At 64.6% G+C, this 24,061-nt stretch carries 24 protein-coding genes and 2 pseudogenes; 6 read left to right on the top strand and 20 right to left on the bottom strand.

Annotation, left to right across the window (positions count from 1 at the left end; all coding sequences use genetic code 11):
• Positions 1-2: 2 nt before the first annotated feature.
• The 4 genes from mftD to mftA are packed head-to-tail and all read right to left on the bottom strand — an operon-like array spanning position 3 to position 2,756.
• Positions 3-1,175 (bottom strand): pre-mycofactocin synthase MftD, encoded by a 1,173-nt coding sequence (mftD, locus tag G6N41_RS12645; protein ID WP_198967530.1) that lies wholly within the window; start codon positions 1,173-1,175, stop codon positions 3-5.
• Positions 1,176-1,177: 2 nt separating this feature from the next.
• Positions 1,178-2,353: a mycofactocin radical SAM maturase gene (gene mftC / locus G6N41_RS12640; protein WP_198967529.1), complete on the bottom strand. Its 1,176-nt coding sequence runs from the start codon at positions 2,351-2,353 to the stop codon at positions 1,178-1,180.
• A complete protein-coding gene (gene mftB, locus G6N41_RS12635) occupies positions 2,350-2,679 on the bottom strand; it encodes a mycofactocin biosynthesis chaperone MftB (protein ID WP_198967528.1) in 330 nt (109 codons plus the stop codon). The genes mftC and mftB overlap by 4 nt, the downstream gene beginning before the upstream one ends.
• Positions 2,664-2,756 carry a mycofactocin precursor MftA gene (gene mftA / locus G6N41_RS12630; RefSeq protein WP_068873850.1) on the bottom strand — a complete coding sequence of 31 codons (93 nt, stop codon included), beginning with the start codon at positions 2,754-2,756 and terminating at the stop codon, positions 2,664-2,666. Before mftA ends, mftB begins: the two co-directional genes overlap by 16 nt.
• A gap of 121 nt (positions 2,757-2,877) precedes the next feature.
• Here mftA and mftR point away from each other — a divergent pair, with 121 nt between their 5' ends.
• Together mftR and G6N41_RS12620 are read left to right on the top strand one after the other, a co-directional pair.
• Complete coding sequence (gene mftR, locus G6N41_RS12625) at positions 2,878-3,471, top strand: mycofactocin system transcriptional regulator (RefSeq protein ID WP_198967527.1); 594 nt, start codon at positions 2,878-2,880, stop codon at positions 3,469-3,471.
• Positions 3,471-4,532 (top strand): annotated as a pseudogene (locus G6N41_RS12620) (DUF2332 domain-containing protein). The gene mftR and the pseudogene G6N41_RS12620 overlap by 1 nt, the downstream one beginning before the upstream one ends.
• A gap of 98 nt (positions 4,533-4,630) precedes the next feature.
• Here the strand turns inward: G6N41_RS12620 and G6N41_RS12615 are convergent.
• The 11 genes from G6N41_RS12615 to G6N41_RS12565 all read right to left on the bottom strand — a co-directional run bounded on the left by G6N41_RS12615 (position 4,631) and on the right by G6N41_RS12565 (position 14,764).
• On the bottom strand, positions 4,631-5,869 hold the full coding sequence (locus tag G6N41_RS12615; protein WP_198967526.1) for an NAD(P)/FAD-dependent oxidoreductase: 1,239 nt from the start codon (positions 5,867-5,869) through the stop codon (positions 4,631-4,633).
• A gap of 9 nt (positions 5,870-5,878) precedes the next feature.
• Entirely contained in the window at positions 5,879-6,706 is an 828-nt protein-coding gene (locus G6N41_RS12610; protein WP_198967525.1) for a mycofactocin-coupled SDR family oxidoreductase, read from the bottom strand.
• 133 nt (positions 6,707-6,839) lie between these two features.
• Positions 6,840-7,649, bottom strand: a complete 810-nt coding sequence (locus G6N41_RS12605) for an SHOCT domain-containing protein (RefSeq protein WP_198967524.1) — start codon at positions 7,647-7,649, stop codon at positions 6,840-6,842.
• Positions 7,650-7,819: 170 nt separating this feature from the next.
• Positions 7,820-9,010 carry an elongation factor Tu gene (gene tuf / locus G6N41_RS12600; protein ID WP_011739036.1) on the bottom strand — a complete coding sequence of 397 codons (1,191 nt, stop codon included), beginning with the start codon at positions 9,008-9,010 and terminating at the stop codon, positions 7,820-7,822.
• 186 nt (positions 9,011-9,196) lie between these two features.
• The gene (gene fusA, locus G6N41_RS12595) at positions 9,197-11,302 is read right to left on the bottom strand and encodes an elongation factor G (RefSeq protein ID WP_198967523.1); all 2,106 of its coding nucleotides are present in this window, start codon (positions 11,300-11,302) and stop codon (positions 9,197-9,199) included.
• A gap of 80 nt (positions 11,303-11,382) precedes the next feature.
• Complete coding sequence (rpsG, locus tag G6N41_RS12590) at positions 11,383-11,853, bottom strand: 30S ribosomal protein S7 (RefSeq protein ID WP_198967522.1); 471 nt, start codon at positions 11,851-11,853, stop codon at positions 11,383-11,385.
• A complete protein-coding gene (gene rpsL / locus G6N41_RS12585; RefSeq protein WP_007167812.1) occupies positions 11,853-12,227 on the bottom strand; it encodes a 30S ribosomal protein S12 in 375 nt (124 codons plus the stop codon). The genes rpsG and rpsL overlap by 1 nt, the downstream gene beginning before the upstream one ends.
• Positions 12,228-12,602: 375 nt before the next feature.
• Complete coding sequence (locus tag G6N41_RS12580; RefSeq protein WP_011739032.1) at positions 12,603-13,250, bottom strand: TetR/AcrR family transcriptional regulator; 648 nt, start codon at positions 13,248-13,250, stop codon at positions 12,603-12,605.
• Between the two features lie 253 nt (positions 13,251-13,503).
• Positions 13,504-13,848 carry a transposase gene (locus tag G6N41_RS12575; protein ID WP_231608542.1) on the bottom strand — a complete coding sequence of 115 codons (345 nt, stop codon included), beginning with the start codon at positions 13,846-13,848 and terminating at the stop codon, positions 13,504-13,506.
• A gap of 208 nt (positions 13,849-14,056) precedes the next feature.
• Positions 14,057-14,476: a hypothetical protein gene (locus tag G6N41_RS12570; RefSeq protein WP_198913147.1), complete on the bottom strand. Its 420-nt coding sequence runs from the start codon at positions 14,474-14,476 to the stop codon at positions 14,057-14,059.
• 72 nt (positions 14,477-14,548) lie between these two features.
• Complete coding sequence (locus tag G6N41_RS12565) at positions 14,549-14,764, bottom strand: hypothetical protein (RefSeq protein ID WP_198968103.1); 216 nt, start codon at positions 14,762-14,764, stop codon at positions 14,549-14,551.
• A 189-nt stretch (positions 14,765-14,953) separates the two neighbouring features.
• On the opposite strand from G6N41_RS12565, the gene G6N41_RS12560 reads away from it, so the two are divergent.
• On the top strand, positions 14,954-15,331 hold the full coding sequence (locus G6N41_RS12560) for a DUF3060 domain-containing protein (protein WP_020731929.1): 378 nt from the start codon (positions 14,954-14,956) through the stop codon (positions 15,329-15,331).
• 49 nt (positions 15,332-15,380) lie between these two features.
• Positions 15,381-15,857 carry a DUF3060 domain-containing protein gene (locus G6N41_RS12555; protein WP_198967521.1) on the top strand — a complete coding sequence of 159 codons (477 nt, stop codon included), beginning with the start codon at positions 15,381-15,383 and terminating at the stop codon, positions 15,855-15,857.
• Positions 15,858-15,906: 49 nt separating this feature from the next.
• On the opposite strand, the gene G6N41_RS12550 is transcribed toward G6N41_RS12555, so the two are convergent.
• Positions 15,907-16,407 carry a GbsR/MarR family transcriptional regulator gene (locus G6N41_RS12550; RefSeq protein ID WP_020731928.1) on the bottom strand — a complete coding sequence of 167 codons (501 nt, stop codon included), beginning with the start codon at positions 16,405-16,407 and terminating at the stop codon, positions 15,907-15,909.
• A gap of 183 nt (positions 16,408-16,590) precedes the next feature.
• On the opposite strand from G6N41_RS12550, the gene G6N41_RS12545 reads away from it, so the two are divergent.
• Positions 16,591-17,019 (top strand): MmpS family protein, encoded by a 429-nt coding sequence (locus G6N41_RS12545; RefSeq protein WP_198967520.1) that lies wholly within the window; start codon positions 16,591-16,593, stop codon positions 17,017-17,019.
• Positions 17,016-19,886 (top strand): annotated as a pseudogene (locus G6N41_RS12540) (MMPL/RND family transporter); the annotation flags it as partial. The gene G6N41_RS12545 and the pseudogene G6N41_RS12540, both read left to right, overlap by 4 nt.
• Positions 19,887-19,966: 80 nt before the next feature.
• Here the strand turns inward: G6N41_RS12540 and G6N41_RS12535 are convergent.
• The 4 genes from G6N41_RS12535 to G6N41_RS12520 are packed head-to-tail and all read right to left on the bottom strand — an operon-like array spanning position 19,967 to position 24,057.
• A complete protein-coding gene (locus tag G6N41_RS12535) occupies positions 19,967-20,740 on the bottom strand; it encodes a crotonase/enoyl-CoA hydratase family protein (protein ID WP_198967519.1) in 774 nt (257 codons plus the stop codon).
• Entirely contained in the window at positions 20,737-21,468 is a 732-nt protein-coding gene (locus G6N41_RS12530; protein ID WP_198967518.1) for a PaaX family transcriptional regulator C-terminal domain-containing protein, read from the bottom strand. Before G6N41_RS12530 ends, G6N41_RS12535 begins: the two co-directional genes overlap by 4 nt.
• A 13-nt stretch (positions 21,469-21,481) precedes the next feature.
• Complete coding sequence (locus G6N41_RS12525) at positions 21,482-22,420, bottom strand: crotonase/enoyl-CoA hydratase family protein (protein ID WP_198967517.1); 939 nt, start codon at positions 22,418-22,420, stop codon at positions 21,482-21,484.
• An 8-nt stretch (positions 22,421-22,428) separates the two neighbouring features.
• The gene (locus tag G6N41_RS12520; protein ID WP_198967516.1) at positions 22,429-24,057 is read right to left on the bottom strand and encodes an acyl-CoA dehydrogenase family protein; all 1,629 of its coding nucleotides are present in this window, start codon (positions 24,055-24,057) and stop codon (positions 22,429-22,431) included.
• Positions 24,058-24,061: the final 4 nt, after the last annotated feature.

The raw sequence follows: 24,061 nt of genomic DNA, 5'->3' as shown, positions 1-24,061 counted from the left end.
TCCTACCCGCCCAGGCGCCGGACGAAATCGGCGGGGATCAGAATGTCGTCTGACCGCAGGTCATGGATCGAACTATGGCCCAGACCCATCAGCGCCGAGTCGATGCCGCCGCGCAGAATGTCCAGGACGTTCTCGACGCCGGCCTGACCGTTGGCGGCCAGTCCCCACAGATAGGCGCGGCCAACCAGCACCGCCCGGGCACCCAGCGCCACCGCCTTGACCACGTCGCTCCCCCGCCGGATGCCGCCATCCAGCAGCACCTCGACCTGGTCGCCGACCGCTGCCGCCACCGCGGGCAGGGCCCGAATCGACGCCGGCGTCCCATCGAGGTTGTTTCCACCGTGGTTGGACACCGAAATCGCCGAAACTCCAGCGTCAACAGCCCGTTTGGCGTCGTCGACCCGCATGACACCCTTGAGCATGAAAGGTCCACCCCATAGCTCACGCAACCAGGCAATGTCATCCCAGGTCGGCGGCGGGGTGCCCATCCATTCTCCGTACGCGGCGAAAAACGCGGGACCGGGTTCGCCGCGCCGCCCCTGATTTGGCACCCGCAGATCCGGTGGCCGCAATGTCTTACCGAACTTCCACAGCCACCTGGGGCGAACAATCGCCTCCGGTGACAGGCGCAGGATGGTCCGCAGGTTCATCTGTTCGGGGATCGTGGGGCTGCCCCAGTCACGCCCGTGGGAGAACGTCCAGTCCGTGGTGACGATCAGGCCCACCGCTCCGGCCTGACGGGCCCGCTCGACACGCTCGGCAATCGCGTCGCGCCCACCGAGCCAGTAGATCTGAAAGAAGATTTTGGGGTTGGCGGCGATGACATCTTCGATCGTCTTGCTGGCAAACGACGACAGGCCCATCGCCGTGCCACGTGCGGCCGCTGCGCGGGCAACGGCCACCTCACCGTCGGGATGCACCGCTTGAACGCCGGTGGGCGAGATGAGAACAGGCATCGAAATATCCTGTCCCATAACGGTGGTCGACATATCGCGCTTTTCAGCTGCGCCGATGACATGCGGTGCGAAGCCGAGTTCGCTAAACGCCGCCACATTGTCGGCCACCGTTATTCCCTTTTCGCTGGCCGAAATCAGGGATGAGTAAACAGATTTCGGGAGAAGCCGTTTCGCCCTCTGCTGGGCGATGGCGACCGTTTCAAACCATTCATCGGCCATGACTACACGGGACTTTCGTTGCACAGGCGCGTGGGCGGACGCGTCGTCAGCGTCAGGGGCACCGGCGCGCTCACTCGGCTGCCCCGCGAGTGATCCACCCGCGGACGCGGCGCATGCCGCTCCTGCGCCAGTGCCGGCGCACCGTACCCCTGGACGCACTCGGGGTCGGGCCCATCGAGCGGAAGACCGGTGAAGAACTTGGCCGCCATGCAACCGCCGCGGCAGCTGTCGTAGTGCCCACAACTGCCGCAGGCGCCCGCCGACTGCGGCTCCCGCAGCTGCCGGAACAACGGCGCGTTCTTCCAGACCTGGTCAAAACCGCCGTCGGTCAAGACGTTTCCAGCTAGGAAGCGGTCGTGGATGGCGAACGGGCAGGCGTATACGTCACCCACCGGATCGATCAGGCACACCACCCGCCCGGCTCCACACATGTTCAGACCGGCCAGCGCACCCGAGGACCCCAGGGGCGCCAGGTGAAAGAACGAATCACCGGTCAGTACCCGTTCGCCCTTGGCGACCAACCAGTCGTAGAGCGCGACCTGCTGGGCCGCGGTGGGGTGCAATTCCTCCCAGACGTCCGCACCGCGCCCCGACGGCCGTAGCCGGGTGATCCGCAGCGTGACACCGTAGCGGTCCGCCAGCGCGGCGAAATCATCGAGTTGGCCGACGTTGTGCCGGGTCACCACCACGGAGATCTTCGCGTCGGCGAAACCCGCGGCCGCCAGGTTCTCGAGCGCGCGCACCGCCATGGCGAACGATCCGGCACCCCGGACCGCGTCATTGACTTCGGCGGTCGCGCCGTCGAGCGAGATCTGGACATCGACGTAGTCGCTGGCAGCTAGCCGCGCGGCGACCTCCGGGTTGATCCGAACCCCGTTGGTAGAGAACTTCACTCCGACGTGGTGCGCGGTGGCGTAGTCCACCAGCTCCCAAAAGTCCGGACGCACCGTGGGTTCGCCACCACCGATGTTCACGTAGAACACCTGCATGCGTTCCAACTCGTCGATGATGTCCTGGCATTGCCGGGTGGACAACTCACCCGGATCCCTCTTGCCTGAGGACGAAAGACAATGCACGCAGGCCAGATTGCAGGCGTAGGTCAGTTCCCACGTCAGACAAATCGGCGCGTCGAGCCCATGCTCGAACTGCTCGATCAGCCGCGGTACGGCGGTCGTCATTGATCAGCCTCCTGGGGAACCAGCATGTGAGAGCCGGCCAGAACCGACAACCCGTGCAAGTAGGGAGCGTGTTCGGAGTCATCAACCCCCGCGGCGCGGCAGGCCGAGCGAACATCGGGATGGTCGGCCAGGGACCGAACGACCGCCAAGATGGTGCGATTTTTCAGAAATGACAGCTTGCGGGTGCCGAAGTGATAAAGCAGCGCTCCAAACGGCTCCGGCCGCACCGCCACTTGCGGGTGCAGCCGCCAGCCCCGATCAGGGTCGAAAGACCCGGCCCCGGCGGCCGCGTGCGCCGGCGCGGGCACGGTCAGTAGACCCCGCACATGCCGTCGATGGAAACCTCTTCGACCAGCGACTCGGTGACCAGCTCGGCAGTCTCGGTTTCAGTTTCGCGGTCCATGTGAGTTGCCTTTCGTCATGGGCGTTAACAATGAGGTGACAATGAGCGGTGGCGCTAGTCACGGTCAGCGTCAGCGATGCCAGAATATGGCATCGAGTGCCTAAATGGAAGGGTGGAACCGATGGCGCATGAGTCGCGGGCCGGTCGGCGCCCCTCGACGACCAAGCGCCACATCGCCGACGTTGCCATCGACTTGTTCGCCGCCCGCACCTTCGCCGAGGTCAACGTCGACGACGTTGCCCAAGCCGCCGGCATCGCCCGACGCACCCTGTTCCGCTACTACGCCTCGAAGAACGCGATCCCCTGGGGCGACTTCGACACCCACCTTGCCCAGCTGCAGGATCTGCTCGAGCGCATCGACGGGCACGTTCGGTTGGGCAAGGCGCTGCGGGAGGCGCTGTTGGCATTCAACACCTACGACGAATCCGAGACCATTCGGCATCGCCAGCGTATGCGCATCATTCTGCAAACCGCTGAGCTGCAGGCGTATTCGATGACGATGTATGCCGGCTGGCGTGCGGTGATCGCCGGTTTCGTGGCCCGACGACTCAGTGCCAAACCCACCGACCTGGTGCCCCAGACGGTTGCCTGGACGATGCTCGGCGTCGCGTTGAGCGCCTACGAACACTGGCTCAGCGACGAATCCGTCTCGTTACCGGAAGCACTCGGGAACGCCTTCGACGTCGTTGGCGCCGGCGTGGAGAAGCTGGACTGATGCAGGAGGCAAAGAGTGGGGGTATCCAGCATCTGCTGCACACCCTGCGGTCACAGGGCCGGTTCTGCGCCCGATCCGGATCGCCGATGTATGGCGAGTTGTTTGAGTTGGTCGCCGCCGATGTCGAAGCGGGCGGTGTATTCGCGCCCATCCTGGGCGGCCACGAGGACGACCCGTCGCGGTATGCCACGCCGCTGCGACTGCTCGGCGGCCTGCACCGAATGGTGCTCGACGGCCGGGCACCCACGTTGCGCCGCTGGTATCCCAGCACTGACGGCACCTGGAACGCCAAGAGCGCCTGGCCCGAAATCGAACTCGTCGCGGCCAACCACACCGAAACCTTGCGCGACGCTCTTGACCAGCCCCCACAGACCAACGAAGTCGGCCGGTCTGCCGCACTGATCGGTGGCCTACTGCACATTCGCCACGAATTCAACCTTCCGGTAAGACTTTTCGAGTTTGGGGCCAGCGCAGGACTGAACCTGCGGGCTGACCGTTACCACTACCGCTACGCCGGAATGACGTGGAGCCCGATCGACTCCCCGGTGACTATCGAAGATGCTTGGCGCGGTGAGCTGCCGCCGGCGCTGGCACTACAGATCGTCGAACGTCACGGCTACGACATCGCACCCATCGATATCTGCGGCACCGACGGCGAAATGATCGTGTTGAGCTATGTCTGGCCCGACCAGCACGCCCGGATGAAGCGGCTGCGCGGCGCGATCGCGGTCGCGCGGGACGTCCCGGCATAGCTCGAACGCAAGACCGCCGCCGACGGCGTCGCCGGGCTGACGCTCCAAGACGAAACACTGACGGTGTTGTGGCATTCGATCACCTGGCAATACCTGGCCGCCCAGGAGCGTGCCGCGATCCGCGACCAGGTCGCGGAGCTGGGCGCACAGGCCGGCCCCCGCTCGCCCTTCGCCCACCTCACCCTCGAGCCCGCACGCGACGAGGGCGGGCGGCTCAAGTTCCTGGTGCGTCTGGCCAGCTGGCCGTCCGGCGAGGCCCGGGTTCTAGGCCAATGTCATCCGCACGGGCCACCGGTGAACTGGCAGTAGCTTTCTCGGCGCGCCATCGCCCAAGTTTCGGTTGGCGTCGGCCACTGCACAAGCGGGCCGCCCGGGCCAGCACCAGGCGCCGGTATCCGCGCAGATGTCTAGCCCTGCGATTCGTCCAGCATCTCGGAGATGGGCGCAGCGGCGGCGATCTTGGCACGTACCTTCATGACCTTGCCCGGCACCCCGCCACCGACCACGCCGACGAGCACACCATCGCGCTCGTAGTAGGCGAGGAACTTTCGTCCGTCGTCCTCGACCAGGTGCATCACATCGGTCGAATGCGGCTCACCAAGGCATTGGATCTTGACGTCGTACTGGTCACTCCAGAAGTAGGGCACCACCACGTTCGAGGACAATTCGCGCCCCAACATCGCCGGCACCACTACCCGTGCCTGATCGGCGACATTGCTCCAATGTTCCACGCGGACTTGCTGTCCCATTTGATCCCGCCAGGATGCAACATCACCGAGCGCCCACACGTTGGGCACGCTGGTACGTCCGGCGGCGTCACAGACCACGCCGTTATCGACCGCGATGCCGCTACCGTCGAGCCACCCGGTCGCCGGGTGCGAACCGATGCCGACAACCACCAGATCAGCGTCGAGTTGCGTGCCGTCGGCCAGCACCACGGTGTCGACATGGCCGTCGCCGCGGACCTCGGCCACCCCAATCCCGGTGCGAACATCGACGCCCTCGCTGCGATGCAGCCGCGCCACCAGCTCGCCGATCTGCTCGCCGAGCACCGCCGCCAGCGGCGTTGGCTGTGGTTCGACCAGGGCCACCTCCACCCCGAGGCCGCGCAGACTGGCCGCCACCTCACACCCGATGAAACCGGCACCAATCACGACCGCGCGCTTGGCGGCCGATGCGTGGCTGCGCAGCGCCATACATTCGTCAAACGAGCGCAGCACCCGAATGCCCTCGAGTTCGGGGAAGGTCGGAATTCGCCTGGGCACCAAGCCGGTTGCGATAACCAGCTCGTCGTAGCCGAGCACCGTCCCATCGGCCAGCGTCACGGTTTGCGCGGCGATGTCCAAGCCGGTTGCCGCCGAGCCCAGCCGCAGGGTGATGCCCTTCTCGTCGTACCACTCGCGTGGCTTGAGCGACACGTCGTCGACCTCGCTGCGCAGCACCTCTTTGGACAGCGGCGGTCGGTCATAGGGCAGGTGCACCTCGTCGCTGACGATCGTGAGCTGACCCTCATAGCCGGCCCGACGCAGCTGCTCGGCGGTGCGGGCGGCCGCCAGCCCGCCGCCGATGACCACAATCCCGTTGGCCGCCGTGGCGCCGGGATCCTGATTCACACCTTCACTACTGGTCACGTGGTGTTCATACACGATGGCGTGTCAGTACTTCAAGGCGCCCTTGTCAACGGGGATCTGTGCCCCGCTCAGCGTGCCAGAGCCGTCGCCGGCCAGCCAGACCACGACATCGGAGACCTCCTCGGAGGTCATTAAACCTTTGTCCTGCAATGGCATTGGCGGGAAGCTATGCAAAAAGCGGGGATGCTCGCCGAATACCTGCATCATCACGTCCGGCTCGATCATCGGCGTCTCGACCGAGTACGGATGAATGGAGTTGACCCGGATGTCGTACTCGCCGAGTTCGATGGCCAGGGTGTTCGTCAGCGCCACGAGCCCGTGCTTGCTCGCCGCATAGTGACCGTTGCCCGGTGTAGCCTTCAAACCTGCCGACGAGCTGACCACGATGATCGACCCGCCATTGCCAGCCTCGATCATCGCGGGCACCGCCGCGCGCAGCGTTCGCCAGGTGCCGCTGAGGTTGACGCCGATCACGGTGTCCCACTGCTCATCGGTGAGTTCCCAGAGCCGGCCCCAGCCCAACACCCCGGCATTGGCTACCACCACGTCAAGCCGACCGAATTCCTCGACCCCATCGGCGACCAGTTGCTGCAACGCCGCACTGTCGCGGACATCTGCCTGGCGCGCCAGTACCTTGCGACCTTCGCTCTCCACCGCGCGGATCGTCTCGCTGAGGTCTGCCGCGGTGGCCGGTGCGTAGGTGATGCTCTCGGATACCGGTCCGCAGATGTCCATGGCGATGATGTCGGCACCCTCGCGCGCCAACCGCACCGCATGCGATCGCCCCTGCGCACGCGCTGCCCCGGTGACAAAGGCCACCCGTCCATCCAGTGATCCAGTCTGTGCAGCCACGTACACCCCTCTCGCCGAGTGTCAGGCTAGCAGCGAAACTGAAACGTGTTCTAACGCGCCCGCCGGCGTTGGCATGTCGTGGCGCCCGGCACGCCACCGGCCCGACCCGCCTGGCGAGGCGCCAGGATTCGGCTCAGATCTCGGAGATGATCTGGGCACGCCTGCTGGCGTACTCCTGCGCGTTCAGCGCCCCACTGGCATGCAGCGATTCCAGCTCTTGGAGGCGCTCGGCGATGGAGGCTTGTGGGGCCGCACTCGGCTGGGCCGCACCCGCGGGCATCTGCTGCTGGGCCGCACGGCGTACCACCGCTTGGATCTGTTGGCGCAGGACCGGATTCGATCGGATGTCCACCATCCGGTTCAGCGGAATCCCGTTGGCCTTGAGGATCTGCAGAATCTCCATCAACGGACCGGCCTGTCCACTGAGGTCGTATGTCCTGTTGTCTTCTGCGACGGTGAACTGTGCCGGGACCAGGCCGTTGACCAGCGCACTGCGCTCCCAGTCGATCAGGTATTCCCGGGTGGCGGGGTTGACCAGCACGACGAGTTTGCGCGCGGTGAGGTTGCCGAGGCGGGTCACGCTGGCAATGACCCGGTCTTCGCTGTCGAACGCCGCGATCCCAGGAACCGAGATATGCAGGTGGACCTTCACCAGGGGGCGGTCGTTGATCCGGGTGCCGGTCTCGGTCAGGCCGGTGATCTGGGCCAGCGCCAACACTCCGCTCTGCTCGAGCTCAGCGGACTTGGCAGCCGATTTCGCGCCGAAATTGGTCAGCGCCAGCGCAATCAACACATCTGCCACGGTGATGAGCAGGCCCACATACAACATCCACGACAACAGGCTGCCCACGCCGAGGGCAAAGTAGACGATCAGGAAAATCGGCCCGACCAGACCGCCGCAAAGCAGCACCAGCAACTGCATCTTCAGGTAGCGCGCCAGCATCTTGTTCCCCTCGGGTCGCCGGGAAATTGATGCCAGATTAGCGCCCTTTGAACTGGGCGAAGACCGGTTCTGGTGCAGGCAATTCGGCGGCGGGCAGACAAACACCAGGCCCGGATAGCCGATCTCGGCTATCCGGGCCTGGTGTTGACTGGTGCTGGATCCGGTTGGATCTACTTGATGATCTTGACGACCCGGCCGGCGCCGACGGTGCGGCCACCTTCACGGATCGCGAAGCGCAGCCCGTCGTCCATGGCGACGGGCTGGATCAGCTTCACCGAGATGTTGGTGTTGTCACCGGGCATCACCATTTCGGTGCCCTCCGGCAGCGTCACCACACCGGTCACGTCGGTGGTGCGAAAGTAGAACTGCGGACGGTAGTTGTTGAAGAACGGCGTGTGCCGACCGCCCTCGTCCTTGGACAGGATGTAGACCTGGCCCTCGAACTCGGTGTGCGGGGTGGTGGTACCGGGCTTGACGACCACCTGACCGCGCTCGACGTCCTCACGCTTGATACCACGCAGCAGCAGACCGACGTTGTCACCGGCCTGGCCCTGGTCCAGCAGCTTGCGGAACATCTCCACACCGGTGACCGTGGTCTTGGTGCTGGTCGGACGGATGCCGACGATCTCGACTTCCTCGTTCACGTTGATGATGCCGCGCTCCACACGACCGGTAACCACGGTGCCGCGGCCGGTGATGGTGAAGACGTCCTCGACGGGCATCAGGAACGGGCGGTCGGTCTCGCGGACCGGGTCCGGGATCGACTCGTCCACCGCGTCCATCAGCTGCTCGACGGACTCGACCCACTTCGGGTCGCCCTCGAGCGCCTTGAGCGCCGATACCCGCACCACCGGTGCGTCCTCGTCGAACTCCTGCGCGGCCAGCAACTCGCGGACCTCCATCTCGACCAGCTCGAGCAGCTCTTCATCGTCGACCGCGTCAGACTTGTTGAGCGCGACCAGGATGTAGGGCACACCCACCTGGCGAGCGAGCAGCACGTGCTCGCGGGTCTGCGGCATCGGACCGTCGGTGGCCGCAACCACCAGAATCGCGCCGTCCATCTGAGCCGCACCGGTGATCATGTTCTTGATGTAGTCGGCGTGACCCGGAGCATCGACGTGGGCGTAGTGCCGCTTCTCTGTCTGGTACTCCACGTGGGAGATGTTGATGGTGATACCACGCTGACGCTCTTCGGGCGCGTTGTCGATCTGATCGAACGCGCGCGACTCGTTCAGCTCCGGGTACTTGTCGTGCAACACCTTGGTGATAGCCGCGGTCAGCGTGGTCTTGCCGTGGTCAACGTGACCGATGGTCCCGATGTTGACGTGGGGCTTGGTCCGCTGGAACTTCGCCTTCGCCACTTCTGTGTCCTCCTGGACTGTTGGTGCTTAAAAAAGCAGTGTGCTGTTGATGTTTTCACTTATGCCGCGGAGTAACCTAATCAGGTTACTCCCTGCCACCCTGGTGCCTTGCTCGGGTTCCAAACTCATACCGTCAGGCTCCCGACTTGCCGGCCTTTACCTACTGCTGGGCTCCGTGCTCGTGGCTCACTCGCCCGTCGCCTTCGCGATGATCTCCTTCGACACGTTCGCCGGAACTTCGGCGTACGAGTCGAACACCATGGAGTAGTTCGCCCGGCCTTGAGTCTTGGACCGCAGGTCGCCGACATAGCCGAACATCTCCGACAGCGGCACGTGCGCCTTGACGACGCGAGCACCACTCCGCTCCTCCATGGCCTGAATCTGACCACGGCGGGAGTTCAGGTCGCCGATCACATCGCCCATGTAGTCCTCGGGCGTGGTGACCTCGACGGCCATGATCGGTTCCAGGATCACCGGATGCGCCGCTGCCGCGGCCTTCTTGAGCACCTGTGAACCAGCGATCTTGAATGCCATTTCCGAGGAGTCGACCTCGTGGAAGGCACCGTCAAGCAGGGTGACCTTCAGGTTCACCAGCGGGTAACCGGCCAGGACGCCGTACTGCATCGCATCCTGCGCACCGGCGTCGACCGACGGAATGTACTCCCGCGGGATACGACCACCGGTGACCTTGCTCTCGAATTCGTAAGTTACACCGTCTTCGCCGGTGAACGGCTCGATGCTGATCAGCACCTTGGCGAACTGACCGGAGCCGCCCGTCTGCTTCTTGTGGGTGAACTCGACCTTTTCCACCAGCCGCTTGATGGTCTCCTTGTAGGCGACCTGCGGCTTGCCGACGTTGGCCTCGACCTTGAATTCCCGGCGCATGCGGTCCACCAGGATATCCAGGTGCAACTCGCCCATACCGCCGATGACGGTTTGGCCGGTCTCTTGATCCAGGTGCACCTTGAAGGTGGGGTCCTCCTCGGCGAGCTTCTGGATCGACAGGCTCAGCTTCTCCTGGTCGCTCTTGGTCTTGGGCTCGATGGCGACCTCGATAACGGGATCGGGGAAGGTCATCGACTCGAGCACGATCTGGTTGTTCGGATCGCTCAGCGTGTCACCGGTGGTGGTGTCTTTGAGGCCGATCACCGCGTAGATGTGACCCGCCGACGCGGTCTCCACCGGGTTCTCCTTGTTGGAGTGCATCTGGAAGAGCTTGCCCAGACGTTCCTTCTTGCCCTTGGTGGAGTTGATGACCTGGCTGCCAGAGTCAACCTTGCCCGAGTACACCCGGACGTAGGTGAGCTTGCCGAAGAAGGGGTGCGTGGCGACCTTGAATGCCAGCGCCGAGAATGGCTCGTCGGTCGAGGGCTTGCGCACGACCTCCTCGTCCTCTTTGCCCGGCACGTGGCCGATCGCGGCCCGCACGTCCAGCGGGGAGGGCAGGTAGTCGATGACGGCGTCCAGCATAGGCTGCACACCCTTGTTCTTGAACGCGCTGCCACACAACACCGGATAGGCCTCCGAGGTGATGGTCAGCTTGCGGATCGCGCCCTTGATCTCGGCTTCGGTGAGCTCTTCGCCACCGAGGTACTTCTCCAGCAGCGCTTCGTCGGTTTCGGCGACGGCCTCCAGCAGCTTGGTGCGGTACTCGTCGGCCTTCTCCTGCAAGTCCGCGGGGATGTCCACGACGTCGTACTTCTCGCCGAGCTTGGCGTCGGCGCTCCACACCTTGGCCTTCATCTCGACCAGGTCCACGACGCCTTCGAAGTCGCCCTCGGAACCGACCGGCAGCTGGATCGGGATGACGTTGGCGCCCAGCCGCTCCTCCATGGTGCGCACGGAGAAGTAGAAGTCGGCGCCGATCTTGTCCATCTTGTTGACGAAGCAGATGCGCGGGACGTCGTACTTGTCGGCCTGGCGCCACACCTGCTCTGACTGCGGCTCGACACCTTCCTTGCCGTCGAACACGGCCACGGCACCATCGAGCACACGCAGGCTGCGCTCCACCTCAACGGTGAAGTCGACGTGGCCCGGGGTGTCGATGATGTTGATCTGGTTGTCGTTCCAGAAACAGGTGGTGGCCGCGGAGGTGATGGTGATCCCGCGTTCCTGCTCCTGTTCCATCCAGTCCATGGTGGCGGCGCCGTCGTGCACCTCACCGATCTTGTAGCTGATACCGGTGTAGTAGAGGATGCGCTCGGTCGTCGTGGTCTTGCCAGCGTCGATGTGCGCCATGATCCCGATGTTGCGGACCTTGGTCAGGTCGGTCAGCACGTCCTTCTGTGCCACAGAAGTCTTCCCACTCTTTCGGTTGCTTAGTTAGCTATCAGTTGCCGCCGGGTTTGCTCCGACAGCTCGCCCCAGGACTCTTACCAGCGGTAGTGCGCAAAGGCGCGGTTCGCCTCGGCCATCTTGTGCGTGTCCTCACGCCGCTTGACGGAGGCACCCAGGCCATTGCTGGCATCCAGGATCTCGTTCGCCAGGCGCTCGATCATGGTCTTCTCCCGGCGTTGCCGCGAGTAGCCGACCAGCCAGCGCAGCGCCAGCGTGGTCGACCGGTCCGGCCGCACCTCGACGGGCACCTGGTAGGTCGCACCACCGACGCGGCGGCTACGAACTTCCAGCGCGGGCTCGACGTTGTCGAGAGCCCGCTTGAGGGTGATGACCGGATCGGTGCCGGTCTTGTCGCGCGCCTGCTCGAGCGCACCATAAACAATGCGCTCAGCGAGCGATTTCTTCCCCTGCAACAGGACTTTGTTCACCAGTTGCGTGACCAGCTGGGACCCGTAGACGGGGTCGTTGACCAGCGGACGCTTGGGCGCGGGCCCTTTGCGCGGCATTAGCTCTTCTCCTTCTTGGCGCCGTAGCGACTGCGAGCCTGCTTGCGGTTCTTGACTCCCTGGGTGTCCAGCGAACCGCGGATGATCTTGTAACGCACACCGGGAAGGTCCTTGACCCGGCCACCACGAACGAGCACCATCGAGTGCTCCTGCAGGTTGTGGCCCTCGCCCGGGATGTAGGCCGTGACCTCAACCTGACTCGTCAGCTTCACACGGGCAACCTTCCGAAGCGCCGAGTTCGGCTTCTTCGGGGTGGTGGTGTACACGCGAGTGCATACGCCACGGCGCTGCGGGCTGCCCTTCAGAGCCGCGGTTTTGACCTTGGCGATCTTGTCCCGACGACCCTTACGGACCAGCTGCTGAATGGTTGGCATCTACCGGCTTTCTTTCTCGCTGTTCACGTTTGCTGCGGGCCCCGTAAAACTGCCCGCGCTATTTTGAAGTTCCTGTACTGCAGTTATGCCCCGCAGCTGCACCCCGCGGCCGGGTGTGTCGCATACGATGGCCCCGAACTCAATCCGCTTGGCCGCCAAAAACATGGACATGCGAATTGGCCCGGCATCCACGCCCTCACGCCAGGCGCTGTAGGCCGCCAGGCACGAGCGACCACAATACCCGCCTGCGGTTAGGCAGGTCAAAGCGGCGGCTGAACTGACCATAGAACAGCCAATCAAGCGCCCTCGACCCGGCCCCACCCCACCCGCGAGACAGTCGAGCCGCGGGCCGGCACCCAAGATCATCGGGCGACGTCAGAGCGACTCCGCGCCGGTATGCGAGATGCGCTTTTCCATCCCCGCCGCCAGGCGCAGCACCATGTCGGAGAAGACCGCGTCGGTGTCGATCTCTTCCATCAAACCGGTCATTTCGAGCAGCACGAACCCGTGCAGTGCCGACCAGAACTCCAGCGCAGCGTGGAAAGCCTGTTCGCCTTCGAGGCCATATGAGGACAACACGGCGATCACCGGCGCGGCGGCGGCCCTGGTCGCGGCGGCGTACTCAGGGTCTTCGCCGCCCGGAGGCATCCGGGTGAATGCCGAGTACCGACCGGGGTGGTGGTGGGCATAGCTGCGATATGCACCGGCCATGACCAGCACCGCGTCATCGCGCGAACGCCCCTCGCCGACCCTGTTCAGCATCATGATGATGTCGTCGATCACCCGGACCCGCACCGCACCACGCAGGTCCTCGAGGCTGACCACGTGGTTGTACAGCGATGGCCCCTTGGTCCCCAGCTGAGTCGCGAGCGCATTGATGGTCAGCGAATCCCAGCCCTCTCGATCCAGGAAGGTCAGGGCACCGTCGACAATGGCATCGCGGCTCAGCTTGGCGGGGCGCGACGTAGATTTCGCGGCCCGCGGGCGCCCAGCCGCAGACGGCCCTTCCGCCGAAGCTGCCATGACTATCGCCCTTCAATTGCACTGGAGCTGGTCGCCGCCGCTGCGCGGCGAACTGCAGTTGAACTAATGACTCTAGTTGACCGGACCCACAACGACCGGCCCGATGAGGCGGTGTCGGAGGTCGCCCGGGCAAAGCCGAGGCCGCACCGATTGAAGCCGGTGCAAAATCCGTTGAAGGGCCGTGATGCATCAAGTCAAGATGCCTGCGAAACCTGGTTCATGCATCACGTAAGGAATGCCCGCGAAATCGGGGTCAGGTGGTGGTCTTGCTTTTGATGCGGATGCCGGCTTTGAGGGCGGGTAGAGCGGCGGGTATGGCGGCGAGGTAGAGCTGTTCGGTCTTGTCTTTGGCGAGTCTGAGCAGGGCGGCTTGCAGGTCGGCGATCTGGTGGGCGATCGCGGCGGGGTTGAGGCTGTTGCGGTAGGTGAGCAGCTCTGTTTGTTGGGCCGCTGAGAGGACTCCGGCGGCCAGCAGCCGGTCCAGGGGGGTCTGGGGCTTGTCGTAGAGCCGGCGGCGGTGACCGTCGCGGCTGCAGCCGTAGCTGATGGGTTTGATGGTGGGGTCAGGTAGTTGAGCCGGTCGTTGACCAGGTGCCACAGCCGGTTGAGCACGGCGCGTTCTTCGTCGGTGTCGTAGCGGTAGTAGAACCCGTAGCGACGCACGAGGTGGTTGTTTTTGGACTCGATGGTGGCCTGGTCGTTCTTCTTGTAGGGTCGTGAGCGGGTGAAGAAGATCTCCATGTCCGCGGCCCACTTGATGACCGCCTTATTGAGGAATTCGGTGCCGTTGTCGAAGTCCAAACCCGTTACCTTATAGGGATTTTAGTAATTCCGGTTTTGAGGGCGCCCAGGATGTGGGGGTGGGCGTTGTTGCGCACCGTGCGGGTGAACACCCAGCCGATGTGCATGTCGGTGAGGTTGACCGTGCGGGCGAACTCACCTTTCAGTGTCGGGCCGCAGTGCGCCACGGTGTCGCCTTCGAAGAACCCCGGAGATTCTTCGGCCTCATCGCCTGCTTTGCAGATGGTGATCGAGGACCGCAGCAGCGGGGAGGGTTTCGTCGTCGACACACCCGAGATCTGGTCGCGGGCCTTGGCGCCGCGCAGGTAGCGGTCGATCGTGGCGCTGCTCATCGCCAACAGCTCGGCACGCACCGCCGGGCCGTAACGGTCACGGCCGTCCACCAGTTCGCCGTGGCGTTCTAGAGCATCCAACTGAAGTGCCATGGAAGCGGCCAGATACCGGCCGCACTGCCCGCCTGAGGCCGCCCACACCTTCTGCAACACCTTGAGCGCATCCTAGGAGTACTTCGGATTGCGTTGCCGGCAAATCCGTTTGGCGACCTGCCGACCCGCTCCCGGCGGCGCGGCCGCCGCCCTCAACCGCCGCCGGGCGTTGTCACGCGACCAGCCGGTGACCGCCACCACCTGATCCAGAATCTGCCCCTTGTCCGCCTTCGGCGCCCCCACATACCCCCTGGCGAACTTCGCGGTGATCTCGGCCCGAGACGACATCGACAGCCCACTTCCCATGCCTGCCAAGGATCGACCGTTTCGCGGGCATTTTTACGTGATCCACCGAGGACGCTTCACGGGCATTTCTCGTGATGCTTGCCGAGGGCTGTCGCCGTGCCGGCCGGTACACCTAGGCTGAGTACACGGCTCAATCAAGTGCGAAGACGCGCCCGACGAAGGGGGCCCGCAGTGAAATGGACAACCGCCGCCGGATCGCTGGCGACCAGCGCGCTCGCCGTGGCTGTCCTGTCAACTGCCCCGCCGCCGGTCGCGAATGCCAAAAACGGTGACACCCATGTCACGGGGGAAGGCATCGTGCGCACGCTGGACTGCAACGACTCCACGTTGTTCGTCAACGGCACGGGGAACATCATCACCGCGAAGGGAACCTGTTGGGCGGTCACGGTTATGGGTTCGTCCAACACGATCGTGGCCGACACCGTGGTCAACGACATCACCGCCTACGGCTGGGACGAAACGGTGTTCTTCCACAACGGCGATCCGTTCATCTGGGATCGTGGCCGTGAGCTGGGCATGGTAAACCGGCTTCAGCGAGTAGGCCCCTGAGGCCACACCAAGTAATCGTCCCCTCCCCCGCCTAGGAATTGAGGAGCCCATGCGCGCCCACCTACCGATGCCCCGACTGGCTGCGATCGCGCTGACGGCGATCGCCGTCCCAACAGTTCTCGGGCTGGCCGGCTGCAGTGAGACCGCCAGTCCCCCCGGGCCCTCCAGCACCTCCGGGTCAGCCACGCCGACGAGCGGCCCAACCGCGGCGCCGACCACCTCCGGCGGCCCGACTACGACCGCGTCGATCGAAATCGGCAACATGCTCGACTACGGATCGATCGGGACCACGGCCACCCTCGACTGCGCCGACGGCAAGTCGTTGAATGTCGCCGGCTCGGAGAACAACCTGACCGTGACCGGCACCTGCGCGACGGTGACCATCGGCGGGACCAACAACAAGATCACCTTCGACAAGATCGATCAGCGACTCACCGTCTTGGGCATCGACAACACGATCACCTACAAGGCAGGCGAACCCAAAGTCGACAACATCGGGTCGGGCAACAACATCGAGAAGGGCTGACGCGGGCCCACCGCGCGACGAGCGGCCCGAGCAGGGCCGAAGTTGGCGCTCAGGCCTCCCCCTCTTCGCCGCACTGGCCGTAACGCCCCAGTGCACCGGCGAGGACTTTCTCCATGTACGCCAACAGGTCCCGCATTTCATGCAGGCGTCGGCTTCGCTCCGGCGGGGCACCACCCAGTGCCTTGAGGCCGGTGTCCGCCAGGTTCTGCAGGTCGGCCATGGTTCGCAGACGCTCACGCTCGCCTGCCGCGAAGGCGTTGGGCCGCAACCGATAAAAGGTGCGCCGATCCCCGGCGACCGCGAGTCGCTCGATGAACCCGAATTGGATCAGCATCCGGGCAGTGGTGCTGATCCCCCCGCTACTGGCCGCCAACGCCGTCGCCAGTTCCTCTGAGGATTGGCGCTCGGGATCACACACCAATAGCCAGCCCAGCAATCGGCCCGCCAACCGAGTCAGACCGCTGGACTCGAAATATCCGCCCATCTGCTCGACGAATTCCATAATGTCAGCCTCGGTGCCGGCACGATCGACACCCTCGTTGACGCTCACAAGTTTCACTGTACTCTGAAACCTTAGTAGATTTCATCTAGACTGCCCGATAGGTCTACAACAACTTCATGCGCAGGAGGGGAAGCCACCGATGAGCGCTCCAGGCTTCACCACCGGGCAAGGCGATCGAAGCGGACCGCTTCGGGTCAGCAAGCCCATCTGCAAGATTCCTCGGGGAAGACGATGATTGGCATTCTCAAGCGTGCGTGGATACCGCTGCTCATTCTGGTTGTGGTCGCGATCGCCGGTTTCACGGTCCAGCGAATCCGGACCTTCTTTGGGGCCGATGGCATCTTGGTGACGCCGAAGGTCTTCGCCAACGACCCCGAACCGTACGACCCCAAGGTGGTGAAGTACGAGATCTCGGGCTCCGGTAGCTACGCCAACATCAACTACCTGGATCTGGACGCGAAGCCGCAGCGCATCGACGGCGCCTCGCTGCCGTGGTCGCTCACCTTACAGACCACGGCACCGTCGGCCGCCCCCAACATCCTGGCCCAAGGCAATGGCAGTTCGATCAGCTGCCGGATCATCGTCGATCACGTGGTGAAGGACGAGCGGACCGCAACCGGCGTGGACGCCCTGACCTACTGCTTTGTGAAGTCCGCATGACCGCGACCACGACCGACACGCCGACCGACGTGGTCCCACCGGCCGAACACCCGCCCCGACCGTTCATCCCGAGGATGATCCGCACCTTCGCGGTGCCGCTCATCCTTGGCTGGGTGTTGCTCATCGCCGTCCTCAATAGCGTTGTACCGCAACTGGAAGTAGTCGGGCAGATGCAGGCGGTGTCGATGAGCCCCGCCGCCGCACCGTCGATGATCTCGATGAAACACATCGGCAAAGTGTTCCGCGAGGGCGACTCCGACAGCGCGGCGATGATCGTGTTGGAAGGCCAGGAGCCGCTCGGCGCCGCCGCCCACAAGTTCTACGACAAGATGATCACCAAGCTTCGCGCCGACACCAAGCACGTCCAGTCGGTGCAGGACTTCTGGGGCGATCCGCTGACCGCGACAGGTGCACAGAGCGGCGACGGCAAGGCCGCCTATGTGCAGGTGAAGCTGGCCGGCAACCAGGGCGAATCCCTGGCCAACGAGTCGGTGGAAGCGGTGAAGACAATCGTCGACAGCCTGCAGGCGCCACCCGGCGTCAAGGTGTATGTCACCGGTTCGGCCGCGCTGGTCGCCGATCAGCAGCTGGCCGGCGACCGCAGCCTGCAGTTGATCGAGATGATCACGTTCACGGTGATCATCGTGATGCTGCTGCTGGTCTACCGGTCGATCATCACGGCGGCGATCATGCTGACCATGGTGGTCCTCGGGTTGCTCGCCACCCGTGGGGGCGTGGCATTCCTTGGTTACCACCGGATCATTGGGCTCTCGACCTTCGCGACCAACCTGCTCGTGGTGTTGGCGATCGCGGCCGCCACCGACTACGCCATCTTCCTGATAGGCCGATATCAGGAAGCGCGCGGGCTCGGTCAGGACCGAGAATCGGCCTACTACACCATGTTCGGCGGCACGGCCCATGTCGTGCTGGGCTCAGGTCTGACGATCGCCGGTGCCACCTTCTGCTTGAGCTTCACCCGACTTCCGTACTTCCAGACCCTCGGTGTCCCACTGGCGATCGGCATGGTCATCGTCGTCGCCACCGCGCTGACCCTGGGTCCGGCGCTGATCGCTGTAATGAGCAGGTTCGGCAAGCTGCTCGAGCCCAAGCGAATGGCCCGGGTCCGGGGCTGGCGCAAGATCGGGGCCGCCATCGTGCGCTGGCCCGGCCCCATCCTGATCGGCGCGGTGGCCCTGGCGCTGGTCGGACTGCTGACCCTGCCCGGATACAAGACCAACTACAACGACCGCAACTACCTACCCGCCGACCTACCCGCCAACGAAGGCTATTCGGCCGCGGAACGCCATTTCTCCCAGGCCCGGATGAACCCCGAAGTCCTGATGGTCGAAAGCGACCATGACATGCGTAATTCGTCTGACTTCCTGGTGATCAACAAGATCGCCAAGGCCATCTTCGGCGTCGAGGGGATATCCCGCGTGCAGGCCATCACGCGGCCGGACGGCAAGCCGATCGAGCACACCTCGATCCCGTTTTTGATCAGCATGCAGGGCACCAGTCAAAAGCTGACCGAGAAGTACAACCAAGACCTGACCACCAGCATGCTGCAGCAGGTCAACGACATTCAGACCAACATCGACCAGATGGAGCGGATGCACGATCTCACCCAGCAGATGGCCGATGTCACCCACCAGATGGTCATCCAGATGAAGGGGATGGTGGTCGACGTCGAGGAGTTGCGTAACCACATCGCGGACTTCGACGATTTCTTCCGCCCGATCCGCAGCTACTTCTACTGGGAGAAGCACTGCTTCGACATCCCGGTTTGCTGGTCGCTGCGGTCTGTGTTCGACACCCTCGATGGCGTCGACCTGATGACCGAAGACATCAACAATCTGCTGCCGCTGATGGAACGCCTGGACACGCTCATGCCCCAGATGACGGCGATGATGCCCGAGATGATCCAGACCATGAAAAGCATGAAGGCCCAGATGCTGAGCATGCACTCCACCCAGCAAGGGCTGCAGGATCAGATGGCCGCGATGCAGGAGGATTCGTCCGCGATGGGCGAGGCCTTCGACTCGTCGCGCAACGACGACTCCTTTTATCTGCCTCCCGAGGTTTTCAACAACCCCGACTTCAAACGGGGGCTGGAACAGTTCCTGTCCCCGGACGGGCACGCCGTGCGGTTCATCATCAGCCATGAGGGCGACCCGATGAGCCAGGCGGGCATCAACCACATCGACAAGATCAAGACCGCCGCCAAGGAAGCCATCAAGGGCACGCCGCTGGAGGGATCCACGATCTACCTCGGCGGTACGGCGGCGATGTTCAAGGACCTGTCCGACGGCAATACCTTCGACTTGATGATCGCCGGCATCTCCGCGCTCTGCCTGATCTTCATCATCATGCTGATCATCACCCGCAGCGTCGTTGCGGCCGCGGTGATCGTCGGCACGGTGGTCTTGTCGCTGGGCGCCTCGTTCGGGCTGTCGGTGCTGATCTGGCAACACATCCTCGGCATCGAACTACATTGGTTGGTGCTGGCGATGGCGGTCATTATCCTGCTGGCCGTCGGCGCGGACTACAACCTGCTGCTGGTTGCCCGGCTCAAGGAGGAGATCCACGCCGGAATCAACACCGGCATCATCCGTGCGATGGGCGGCAGCGGGTCGGTGGTGACCGCGGCCGGGCTGGTGTTCGCCTTCACCATGATGTCGTTTGCGGTCAGTGAACTGACCGTGATGGCTCAGGTCGGCACCACTATCGGCATGGGCCTGCTGTTCGACACGCTGATCGTCAGATCGTTTATGACACCGTCGATTGCGGCCCTGCTGGAAAAGTGGTTCTGGTGGCCCCAGGTTGTCCGCCAACGGCCAGCTCCGCAGCCGTGGCCCACGCCCGGCACCGACACCGGCCACAACCTCCGTCTGAGTTCAACCAGCACGCAACCCGTTGCGGCGCACCCCCGGCGGCTCAACGGTTGCGCTCAGTCGTGGCTCTCCTGGGCGCCATGGCGACCGGCACCCGCGGCGAAGCGCCCGGCCCCCTCCAAGGCCTCGGCGGCCACTCGGGAAATGCTGGCGAATTCCAGATCGAGAGCCGCGGATTCGGGCAAGCCCCATTGCTGAAGCGCTGAGAGGCGATCCGATCGCAGGCATTGCTGCGGCAGCGCCGCCAGCTGAACCGCCAACTCCTCGGCCGCTTGCCGGGCTTGTCCGTTGGGTACGACCCGATTCGCCAACCCGATTGCCAGCGCCTCGTCGGCCTGCACCGCACGACCGGTAAGGATCATGTCCATCGCCCGGCTGTGGCCGATCAGTCGCGGCAGCCGCACCGTGCCGCCGTCGATGAGCGGCACGCCCCACCGCCGACAGAACACGCCGAATACCGCGTCCTGTTCGGCCACCCGCAGATCGCACCACAACGCCAGCTCCAGTCCCCCGGCCACCGCGTAGCCACTGACCGCGGCGATCACCGGCTTGGACAGCACCATTCGCGACGGGCCCATCGGGCCCGGACCCGTCCGGTGCACGGCGTTGGCCTCCGCGGCGCCGAAAGCCTTCAAATCCGCTCCCGCGCAGAAGGTTCCGCCATTTCCGCACAGGACGGCCACCGAAGCGGATTCATCCCGGTCGAATTCGGCGAATGCCGAGTAGAGCGCGGCAGCCGTCGGACCGTTGACCGCGTTGCGCGCGTGCGGCCTGTTGATGATCACGGTGGTTACCGGACCGTTGCGCTCGACCTGTACTAGATCACTCACTTCGCCTCCAGGAGTTGGGTTGTGCCGCGGCGTTTCGCCAGTTCAGTGGCGAAGTCGTGGTAGGCGCTACGAAGCTGAGCCCCCGGCCACTTCGCGGGCAGCAGTTCCTCGGGCAACATCGGATCCGAAAGCAGGTGGCGCACCATCGCCGCGGCCAGGGCGAACTGTCCCGGAATGTCTGCTGCCTCTGCCATTTCGGCCATCTCGCCGAGCAGTCGGTCACCTACCCCGGCCCATTCGGTCAGGTCCCACAGTTGCCCGGCCAACTCGGCCGGTGCGTCGTCACGCGCCGCGAGCACCCGCACCCGCTCGGCGACGTCGGCGGCCAGTTCCAGGTCGAGATTGTCGGGACGCAGCCATACCCCTTCGCGCAGTTCTGCGAAACGCTTGTCGTGCATGGTTGTTCGCAGCGCAGCACGGGTTCTCGCATCCGTGCCGACACTGGTCACAATCACCAGGTGCCAGTTCCCCTGCCAGGGCCGCACCCGCGGGCGCATGGCCTCGTCCTGCCGCGCTTGGCGCGCCAGCAACCGATCCGAGAGGCGATAGCCATCGGCCGAGCGGATCAGGTCGCCGCCGCTGACCATGCGGGTCAGGGCGACCCGCAGAGCCGTCTCCTTGATACCGAAATCGGCGGTGAGCCTGATCAATTCGCTGGCACTGGCCCAAGCGGGATGGGCACCGAGCAAAACGCTGAGCACCACTGATCGCGCTGTCATCGCCGCCACGGTGGCACCCTTCTCAAACCGAGGACGCCCGGCGGCCGTAGTCTCCGAACGGCTCGTCTCGATGCTTCACCGCATCCCGGAAGCCATGCTCGACCGCGTCGGCGACAAAGGCGTGCCCCTCGGGGGTGTGCCGAGCCACGCCGTCGAACACCGTGCTGAGCATCCGGCTGTTGACCACCCCTTGCTGCAGCAGTGCCGAGTTGAGCGCCAGCTTGATCATGATCAGCTGATTGACCGGCAGCGCGGCGATCCGCTCGACCAGGCGCTCCGTGCGCTCATCCAGGTCCTTGGGGTCGGGGGCCTCGACCGCGAGGCCCCACTCGGCGGCCTGCGCACCGGTAATGCAGTCGCCGGTGAACAACAGCCGTTTGGCGCGTTGGTCACCGAGCCGGTGTGCCCATAGGCCCGCCGCGGGAACACCCCATACCCGCGTCGGCGGGTAGCCGATTTTCGCGTCGGCGGCGGCGATCACCTGATCGGCGTGCAACGCAATGTCGGTGCCGCCCGCAACGCAGTAACCGTGGATCTTCACCACGGTCGGCTTGTCGGCATGCATCAGGCTGGAGAACCCGCGCACGAAGCGGCTCATCATCTGATAGTCGATCATCGGGTCCCAGGGCTGATTGGGTAAGTGGTTGACGGCCTGGGCCTTGCCGTCGAGCACCGTTCCGCGATAGCCGCCCTCGGCGCCGGATGAGGACGACCCCTCGGCATAGGCCGACAGGTCAAATCCCGCGCAGAATCCCTCGCCCCGGCCGGACACCAGAATGACGTGCACCGCCGGGTCAAGATCGGCGCGCTCCACCAGCGCCGAGAGCTCCAACGGGGTGTCCGCGACGATCGCATTGCCCTTCTCGGGCCGATTGAAGGTGATCCGGGCAACCCGGTCGGTGACCTCGTAGGTCATCGTTTTCGGGTTGTCGAAGTCGACCGGCCTGATGGCATGTGTCATCTCGGGGCTCAGCCCTTCACCAGGGCACGTTCGAGGATGGGCGCGAGATCCAGGCCGGTGGGCATGGTCCCGAATGCCCCACCCCACTGACCGCCGATCCGGGTGGCCAGGAACGCCTCGGTCACCGCCGGATGCCCGTGCCGGATCAGCAGCGATCCCTGCAACGCCAGGCAGACGTCCTCGGCAATCTTGCGGGCCCGGTAGCCAATGGTTTCCAGGTCACCCAGTTGGCGCCGCAGCCCCTCGACGTGGTTGTCCTGGCGGGCATCCTGGCCCGCGCTGTGCGCCAGTTCATCGAAGAGCACCTCGACGCATTCGGGCTTGGTTGCCATGGCACGCAACGTGTCCAGCGCACTGACGTTGCCCGACCCTTCCCAAATCCCCATCAGAGGCGCTTCGCGGTACAGCCGCGGCATGCCGGAGTCTTCCACATAGCCGTTGCCGCCCAGACATTCCAGCGCTTCGGCGGCGTGCGGCGTGGAGCGCTTGCATACCCAGTACTTGCTGGCCGCCAATCCGATGCGGCGGAACAGCGCCTCGGTCTGGTCACCGCGCACCGCCTTGTCGGTGGCACCGGCCATGCGCATGGCCACGGTCATCGCGGCCTCGGCCTCCACCGCCAAGTCAGCCAGCACATTGCGCATCAGCGGCTGATCGATCAGGTAGGCGCCAAAGGCCTTGCGGTGCTGGGCGTGATGCATCGCCCGGGTCAGACCGGAACGCATGCTGGTGGCGCTGCCCAGGGTGCAGTCCAGCCGGGTGAGGTTGACCATCTCGATGATGGTCGGGACTCCGCGCCCCTCCTCCCCGACCAGCCACGCGGTAGCGCCGTCGTATTCGACCTCGCTGGAGGCGTTGGCATGGTTACCGAGCTTGTCCTTGAGCCGCTGCAGGAACATCCGGTTGCGGGTGCCGTCGGGCAGGATGCGCGGCAGCATGAAACAGGACAGTCCGCCTGGAGCCTGCGCGAGCACCAGGAAGATGTCACACATCGGGGCCGAGGTGAACCACTTGTGCCCGGTGAGCCGGTAGGTGCCGTCGGAGTTCGGGGTTGCCTGGGTGGCGCCGGCGCGCACGTCGGAGCCGCCCTGTTTCTCGGTCATCGACACACCGGCGGTGATGCCGGGCTTGGTGCTGGCCAGCCGCAGTTCCGGGTCGTATTCACGACTGGTCAGCAGGGGTTCGTACACCGCCGCCAGCTCCGGGTTGTAGCGCAGCGCGGGCACCACCGCATAGGTCATCGAGATGGGACAGATGTGGCCCGGCTCGACGGTCCACACCGAGGTTTTGGCGGCCCGCACCACGTGGGCACCCGGCCGATCATCGGCCCACGGCGCAGCGTGCAAGCCGTGGCCGATCGCGGTGCGCATCAGCTCGTGGTACGCCGGATCGAACTCCACCTCGTCGATGCGATGACCGACTCGATCGTGGGTATGCAGGATCGGCCGGTTGCGGTCGGCCAGCTCGCCCCAGCGCTGCGCTTGGGCGCTTCCCGAGATCGCACCGAGTTCACTCACCTCTTCCAGGCCCCACTGTCCGCCCTCCCGGATCAGCGCTTCGACCAGCATCGGCGACGTCGCGGGGTTGTGGTTCTCCAGCAGCGGAACCTGGTTGGTGACGACATGGGTATCTGACATGCGA

This window comes from Mycobacterium shottsii (genome assembly GCF_010728525.1).
In the GTDB taxonomy this organism is placed as follows: domain Bacteria; phylum Actinomycetota; class Actinomycetes; order Mycobacteriales; family Mycobacteriaceae; genus Mycobacterium; species Mycobacterium marinum.
Note: the sequence above shows the minus strand (reverse complement) of the source record. Positions and strands in the feature narration are given on the sequence as shown.